5 protein-coding genes and 2 pseudogenes are annotated in these 6,867 nt (G+C 65.7%); 3 read left to right on the forward strand and 4 right to left on the reverse strand.

What is annotated here, in order from left to right:
• Nucleotides 1-167 precede the first annotated feature (167 nt).
• Nucleotides 168-746: an energy transducer TonB gene (locus tag Y887_RS14965; protein ID WP_084726055.1), complete on the forward strand. Its 579-nt coding sequence runs from the start codon at nt 168-170 to the stop codon at nt 744-746.
• On the opposite strand, the gene aroA is transcribed toward Y887_RS14965, so the two are convergent.
• From aroA to serC, 3 genes are all read right to left on the reverse strand, one after another.
• Nucleotides 730-2,046: a 3-phosphoshikimate 1-carboxyvinyltransferase gene (gene aroA, locus Y887_RS14970; RefSeq protein ID WP_046965100.1), complete on the reverse strand. Its 1,317-nt coding sequence runs from the start codon at nt 2,044-2,046 to the stop codon at nt 730-732. The two genes, Y887_RS14965 and aroA, sit on opposite strands and share 17 nt — an antisense overlap.
• A 109-nt stretch (nt 2,047-2,155) precedes the next feature.
• The gene (pheA, locus tag Y887_RS14975) at nt 2,156-3,379 is read right to left on the reverse strand and encodes a prephenate dehydratase (RefSeq protein ID WP_046965101.1); all 1,224 of its coding nucleotides are present in this window, start codon (nt 3,377-3,379) and stop codon (nt 2,156-2,158) included.
• 66 nt (nt 3,380-3,445) lie between these two features.
• Complete coding sequence (gene serC / locus Y887_RS14980) at nt 3,446-4,531, reverse strand: 3-phosphoserine/phosphohydroxythreonine transaminase (protein ID WP_046965102.1); 1,086 nt, start codon at nt 4,529-4,531, stop codon at nt 3,446-3,448.
• Nucleotides 4,532-4,707: 176 nt separating this feature from the next.
• On the opposite strand from serC, the gene msrP reads away from it, so the two are divergent.
• A complete protein-coding gene (gene msrP / locus Y887_RS14985) occupies nt 4,708-5,676 on the forward strand; it encodes a protein-methionine-sulfoxide reductase catalytic subunit MsrP (protein ID WP_046965103.1) in 969 nt (322 codons plus the stop codon).
• A gap of 131 nt (nt 5,677-5,807) precedes the next feature.
• Nucleotides 5,808-6,405: pseudogene (msrQ, locus tag Y887_RS19280) on the forward strand (protein-methionine-sulfoxide reductase heme-binding subunit MsrQ); the annotation flags it as partial.
• Here the strand turns inward: msrQ and Y887_RS14990 are convergent.
• Nucleotides 6,370-6,867 (reverse strand): annotated as a pseudogene (locus tag Y887_RS14990) (FHA domain-containing protein); the annotation flags it as partial. The pseudogenes msrQ and Y887_RS14990 sit on opposite strands and share 36 nt — an antisense overlap.

Genomic DNA, 6,867 nt, shown 5'->3' on the forward strand with positions numbered 1-6,867 from the left:
GGGCGCTGTCTTGACGATCATCGGCAGTGCCATTGCGCCGTCATCGCATCACCAAGCTGAACGACTACAGCCTTGTAACAACGACTCGGGCGTCCGCCTTAGCTGCGCCTCAGGCAGCGCCGACCAGACTTGCTGCGTCATCCCAAAGATGCGCCAGGAGGCCGGCCATGTCCTTCAGCTCGAATCCCTCGTCACATCACACGCCGTCGCTGTCTCGCTCCGCCACCGCCGCGTCCGGTCATGGGAGGGATGTGCAGGACGACGGTGCCTCGCCGTGGCGATGGGCGACGCTGCTGGCCCTGGTGGTCGTGATCCCGGCGTGGTGGTGGGCCCGGCATGGCGACGAGTCGCTCGCCACCGATACCCGTCCCGCGCCTGTTGCGAGCCGGCAGATCCTGCCCAGCGCCGATGGCCCGCGCGCGATGACGATGATTGCGCACCAGCCCGTGCGTGCGGCGATCAATAGCGTGGATGCCAAGCCACTCCCGGGTAACACGATGCCCAGCTATCCGGCCGATGCGGCGCGCGCCGGCATTCAGGGCAGCCGCACCGCACGCCTGCAGCTGGACATGCAGGGCCAGGTACGCGCAGTGACCATCGTCGACCGCAGCGGCAGCAACGACCCGCGCCTGGACGCAGCGGTGACCGAAACCCTGAGCCAGTGGCGTTTCGAACCGGCCACGCGCGACGGCCACGCGGTGGTCAGCAGCGTGCAGGTACCGGTCGAGTTCAGCGCGGAGCGCTGAGCCCGAAACCGGCGCCCTGCGCCAGGGTGTCGAAGTCCGGGAACGAGGTGGCGACGTTGGCGATGTCGTTCACCTGCACGGTGCCGGTCGAACGCTGACCGGCAATGGCAAAGGCCATCGCGATACGGTGATCGCCATGGCTTTCGATCACACCACTGCCAATCGTGCCGCCGTGAATCGTGGCGCCATCCGGCGTTTCATCGACCTGCACGCCGAGCGTGCGCAGGCCGGTGGCCATGGCGGCCAGACGATCGGACTCCTTGACGCGCAGCTCGGCAGCGCCGGTGACGACGGTTTTGCCGTTGGCGGCCGCAGCGGCCACGAACAAGGCGGGAAACTCGTCGATCATGTCCGGCACCAGCGCCTCGGGAATGTGCGCACCGTGTAGCGGCGCATAACGCACGCGCAGATCGGCCACCGGTTCGCCGCCGTGTTCGGCATGGTTTTCCTCGTTGATGTCCGCGCCCATCAAGCGCAACGCTGCCAGCAACCCGGTACGCCGCGGATTCAGGCCCACCGCGCGCAGCACGATTTCCGACCCGGGAATGATGCTGGCAGCCACGATGAAAAATGCTGCCGACGAAAAGTCCGCAGGCACCGCAATGTCGGTCGCACGCAGGCGCTGGCCGCCACGCAGGCGCGCCTTGCCCGGCGAGAACGCGATCTCCACGCCGAACGCAGACAACATGCGCTCGGTGTAATCGCGCGTGGGATGCGGTTCGGTCACCGAGGTCTCGCCCTGCGCGTACAGACCTGCAAGCAGCACGGCGGATTTGACCTGCGCACTGGCGACCGGCGACACAAAATCGATGCCGTGCAGTGGCTGACCACCGTGCACACGCAAGGGGGGCGTGCCGTCGTCCTGGGTCTGGATGCTTGCGCCCATTTGCGCCAACGGGCCGGTCACGCGTCGCATCGGCCGCTTGGACAAGGACGCATCGCCGACCAGCACGCTGTCGAAGCGCTGCGCGGCCAGCAGGCCGGCGAGCAGGCGCATACCGGTGCCGGCGTTACCGCAATCCAGTTCCTCGGTGGGCGCCTGCAACCCGTCCACGCCGACGCCATGCACGATGCGCTGCGATGCCGATGGGGTGTCGATCCGCACGCCCAGCTTGGCGAAGATGGCTGCGGTGGAGCGCGTGTCTTCGCCTTCGAGAAACCCATCGATCTGCGAAATGCCATCGGCCAGTGCGGCAAACATCACCGCACGGTGCGACACCGACTTGTCGCCGGGAATGGCCAACGTACCGCGCAATGCGCTGCCCTGCTGCGCGATCCAGTGTTGCGTGCTGCTGCTCATGCGAATGATCCGATTGCTGCGCCGCCATGCAGGCGATGCGCTGGGTAAGAGATGGCAGCGCCGTCATCGCCAGAGCGGCGGCGCGCCCGTTGGGCGAGTGGTCGAGCGCTCAGGGGATCGCCACCGGATACGAGCCCAGCACCTTGATCTGCGCCGAATGCGCTTCCAGTTCGGCCAGTGCCTGCTTCATCGCCTCGTCTTCCACGTGGCCGGCCAGGTCGATGAAGAAGCCGTATTCCCACTTGGCCTGATGCGAGGGACGCGACTCGATGCGGTTCATGCTGATGCCATGCCGCGCGAACGGGCTGAGCACGTCGAACAACGCGCCCGGCTTGTCGTGGATGAACACCAGCACCGAAGTACGGTCATGCCCGGAGGTGGGAAAGATCTGCCGGCCGATCACCAGGAAACGCGTGGTGTTGTCGTCGTCGTCTTCGATCGACTTCATGATGACTTTCTTCAAGCCATACACGTGCGCGGCGCTCTCGCCGCCGATCGCTGCTGCATCTTCGGCATTGCGCGCACGCCGCGCGCCCTCGGCATTGCTGGAGACGGCGATCTTCTCCACCTTGGGCAGGTGCGAACGCAGCCAACCGGCGGTCTGCGCGAAGGATTGCGAATGCGCGTAAATGCGCTCGATGTCTTCCAGCCGGCCGTTACGCGAGAGCAGGTACTGATGCACGCGCAACTCGACTTCGCCGCAGATTTTGAGATTGGAGGTCAGGAACATGTCCAGCGTGACCTGGATGGTGCCCTGCCCGGAATTTTCCACCGGCACCACGCCGAAATCGGCGTTACCGGCTTCCACTTCCTGAAATACTTCCTCGATGGTGGCCATCGGCAGTCCCACCGCCGAGCGACCGAAATGCTTGAGCACGGCCTGCTGGCTGAAGGTGCCTTCCGGGCCGAGGTAGCCGATCTTCAGCGGCTCCTGCTGGGCCAGGCAGGCGGACATGATTTCGCGGTACACGTGCACCAGCACTTCGTCGCTGAGCGGGCCTTCGTTGCGGTCCACCACCATGCGCAGCACCTGCGCCTCGCGCTCGGGGCGGTAGTAATCCACCGCTGCGGCAAGCTTGCCCTTGGCCTTGCCGACCTGGTGGGCGAAGTTGGCGCGCTCGGCGATCAAGGCCTGGATGGTGCGGTCGATCTCGTCGATCTTGGCGCGCACGTCGGCCAGCACCGGTGCGGCGGCGGCAGGCTTGCCGATGGCCTTGCCCGGCTTGGTCGCGGGCTGGGCGACCTGCCTGGTCACCGAGGTGTCAGCCGAGCTGCTCGCTGGTTTGGTCTTGCTGCCCTTGGCAGCAGCGGGTTTGTTGGACTTGGGAGCCATCGCTGGGCATTCCTTGAGAAACGGCGCAAGCGCCTGCGCGGCCTGCGCCGCGGTCGAAGATGGGACTCAGCCGTGACGCTGCTGAAAGTCGTGCATGAAGGTCACCAGCGCCTGCGCGCCAGCCACCGGCATGGCGTTGTAGAGCGAGGCGCGAATGCCACCGACGGCTTTGTGGCCCTTCAATGCCAGCAGACCGGCGGCCTTGGATTCGCTGACGAACACCGCGTCCAGCTGCTCGTTGTGCAGAAAGAACGGGATGTTCATACGCGAGCGCACGGCCGGCTTGATCAGGTTGCGATAGAAGCCGCCGGAGCGATCGATGGCGCCGTAGACCAGGGCGGCTTTCTCGGCATTGCGGCGCGCGAACTCTTCCACCCCGCCCTGCTGCAGCATCCACTTCACAGTGAGCCCGAGCAGATACCAGTTCCAGGTCGGCGGGGTGTTGAGCATCGAATCGCGCGCGGCATGCGAGGCATAGTTGAAGATGTCCGCACGCGGCTGGCCAGCGCGCTCCAGCAGATCGCGCCGCACGATCAGCACCGAAATGCCCACAGGCCCGAGATTCTTTTGCGCACCGGCGTAGATCAACCCATAGCGCGAAATATCCAGCGGCTCGGAGGCAATGGACGAGCTGAAATCGGCGAACAGCGGCAAGGTACCGACATCCGGCGTGTCGCGAAATTCGACGCCGTGGATGGTCTCGTTGGCGGTGATGTGCACGTAGGCCGAGTGCGGCGACAAGGTCCAGCTGGCCACCGGCGGGATGTCGATAAACCCATCGGCCTGCGCGTCCGCGGCAATGCGCGCATCCACGTACGGCGCCGCCTGCTTGATCGCGGTCTTGCCCCAGTGCCCGGTGATCACGTAATCGGCGGCCTGCCCGGGCGCGGCGAAATTCAGCGGCAACAGCGCCTGGATGGTGGTGGCGCCCCCGGCGGTGAACAGCACCGCGTAGTCGTCGGGAATCGACAACAGACTGCGCAGATCGGCTTCGGCCGCGGCCGCCACGGCCATGAAATCGGCGCTGCGGTGGCTGATTTCAACGATCGAGGCGCCAACGCCGTTCCACTCGATCATCTCCGCCTGCGCCTGCCGCAGGACCGATTCGGGCAATGTCGCAGGGCCGGCACTGAAATTGAACGCGCGTGTCATGGCACACCTTGTCGAGCTAGCCTTCTAGTATGCCGCAGCGCATCGGGCTTGGCAGCGGGTAAAAAAGTTGCAGCTGCATCCTTTTGACTGAGCCTGACGTAACGTGGTGACAGCCACGGGACGAACTTTCACCTCCGTGGGCTACTCTCACGCTGCAGCCACTGCCGGAGCCTGCCATGTCGTTTCGCGATGCGTTCAAACTGCCATCCAGCCAGATCACCGATGAGTCCGTCTACCGCGACCGGCGCCGGCTGCTGCAGCTGTTTGCGCTGACGCCGGCACTGGGCATCGCCGGATGCGCCGAGGCCGACCCGCCGCCTCCGCCCAAGACCGTGGTGACGCCGGCGCAGGCGCGCAGCGGCTTCCGTACCGCCGAAGAACTGACCAAGCTGGAAGACGTCACCAGTTACAACAATTTCTATGAGTTCGGCACCGACAAGACCGATCCGTCGAAGGCCGCCAAGACGCTCAAGCTGTCGCCGTGGTCGGTGAAGGTGAGTGGCGAATGCGAAAAGCCCGGCAGCCTGTCGCTGGACGAATTGCTCAAGGGCGTCACCGCAGAGGAGCGTATCTACCGGCTGCGCTGCGTGGAAGGCTGGTCGATGGTGATCCCGTGGACCGGCGTGCCGCTGGGCGAGGTGCTCAAGCGTTTCGCGCCCACCTCCAAGGCCAAGTACGTGTCCTTCACCACCCTCGCCGACCCGCAGCAGATGCCCGGCGTGCGCTACCGCTCGATCGACTGGCCCTACCGCGAAGGTTTGCGTATCGACGAGGCGATGCATCCGCTGACCTTGCTGGCCACCGGCCTGTACGGCAAGCCGCTGCCGCAGCAGAACGGCGCGCCGTTACGCCTGGTGGTGCCGTGGAAATACGGCTTCAAGGGCATCAAGTCGATCGTGGAAATTCGCTTCGTCGAAACGATGCCCGAGACTGCCTGGCACGATCTGCAGCCATCCGAGTACGGGTTCTTTTCCAACGTCAATCCGGCGGTCGACCACCCGCGCTGGAGCCAGAAGACCGAGCGCCGCATCGCGGGCACCGCCAGCAAGTTGTTTGCCGAGCGCATCGCGACCAAGCCGTTCAATGGCTATGCCGATCAGGTGGCGTCGCTGTATGCGGGCATGGACCTGAAGAAATGGTTCTAGGGCAGTGATGTCCCCTGCGTAGGAGCGCACCCGGGCGCGACGGGCATGACCAGCAAAGCCCATCGCGCCCAGGTGCGCTCCTACGATGCATGTTCATGCCCGCGCGGCATCGCTTCCTTTTTTGAGATCGCATGGCCAAGACGTCCGCTTCCCTGATTGCCGCCAAGGTGGCGGTGCATGCCGCCGCACTGTCGCCGATCGCATTGCTGGCCTGGCAGTTCTGGCAGGTGTGGCAGACCGGCAGCGATGCGCTGGGCGCCGACCCGGTGGCCGAGATCGAGCATCGCACCGGGCTGTGGGCGCTGCGCTTTGTGGTGATCACCCTGGCGATCACCCCGCTCCGCCAGCTCACCGGCCAGGCGGTGCTGATCCGCTTCCGCCGCATGCTGGGGCTGTACGCGTTTTTCTATGCCAGCGTGCACCTGGCGGTGTACCTGAGCCTGGACCTGCGCGGCTTCCGGACGCAGATCTTCGAAGAGATCGTCAAGCGCCCCTACATCACCGTGGGCTTTGCGGCGTGGCTGCTGCTGGTGCCGNNTGCGTCGGCTCAAGCGCAACTGGGGCCGCCTGCATCAGCTGATCTATCCGATCGGCGTGCTGGCGGTGCTGCACTTCTGGTGGCTGGTGAAATCCGATATCCGCGAACCGGCGCTGTATGCCGGCATCCTTGCGGTCCTGCTGGGCTGGCGGATCTGGAAGAAACTCAGCGCGCGCCGAACCGCGCACCGGCTCGGCGGCGGCGCGCGGCGGCAGCGGCGGTTCGGCATCGGGGATGTCCCAGGTGGTGCCGTGATGGATGCGCGGCACTTCCACCACGAAGCGGTGGCGGGCGTCGAACACCACCTGGTCGCCGGCCTGCAGCCAGCCATCGCGCACCTGCACGCCGTTGATCCAGCTGCCCTCTTCCGAGCCAAGATCGCGAATCAGTACGCGGTCGCCATGACGCTCCAGGCGTGCATGCTGCGCGGCGAAGGCGGGGTCGTCGATGACGATGTCCGCCGCCGGGTCGCTGCCGACCAGACGCGAGCGGTCCAGGGTGAAGCTGCGCCCGTGGTGACGGCCGCCCAGCCCGCGTAACAGCAGGCAGACTTCGCTCAGGCCTGCATCGTCTTCCGGCGTATCGTTGGCCGGCGCGCTGGACGGCGCACTGCGCAACAGCATCTCCACGCCATCGGCATAGATCGCATCGCC

The organism is Xanthomonas pisi DSM 18956 (assembly GCF_001010415.1).
Lineage (GTDB): Bacteria > Pseudomonadota > Gammaproteobacteria > Xanthomonadales > Xanthomonadaceae > Xanthomonas > Xanthomonas pisi.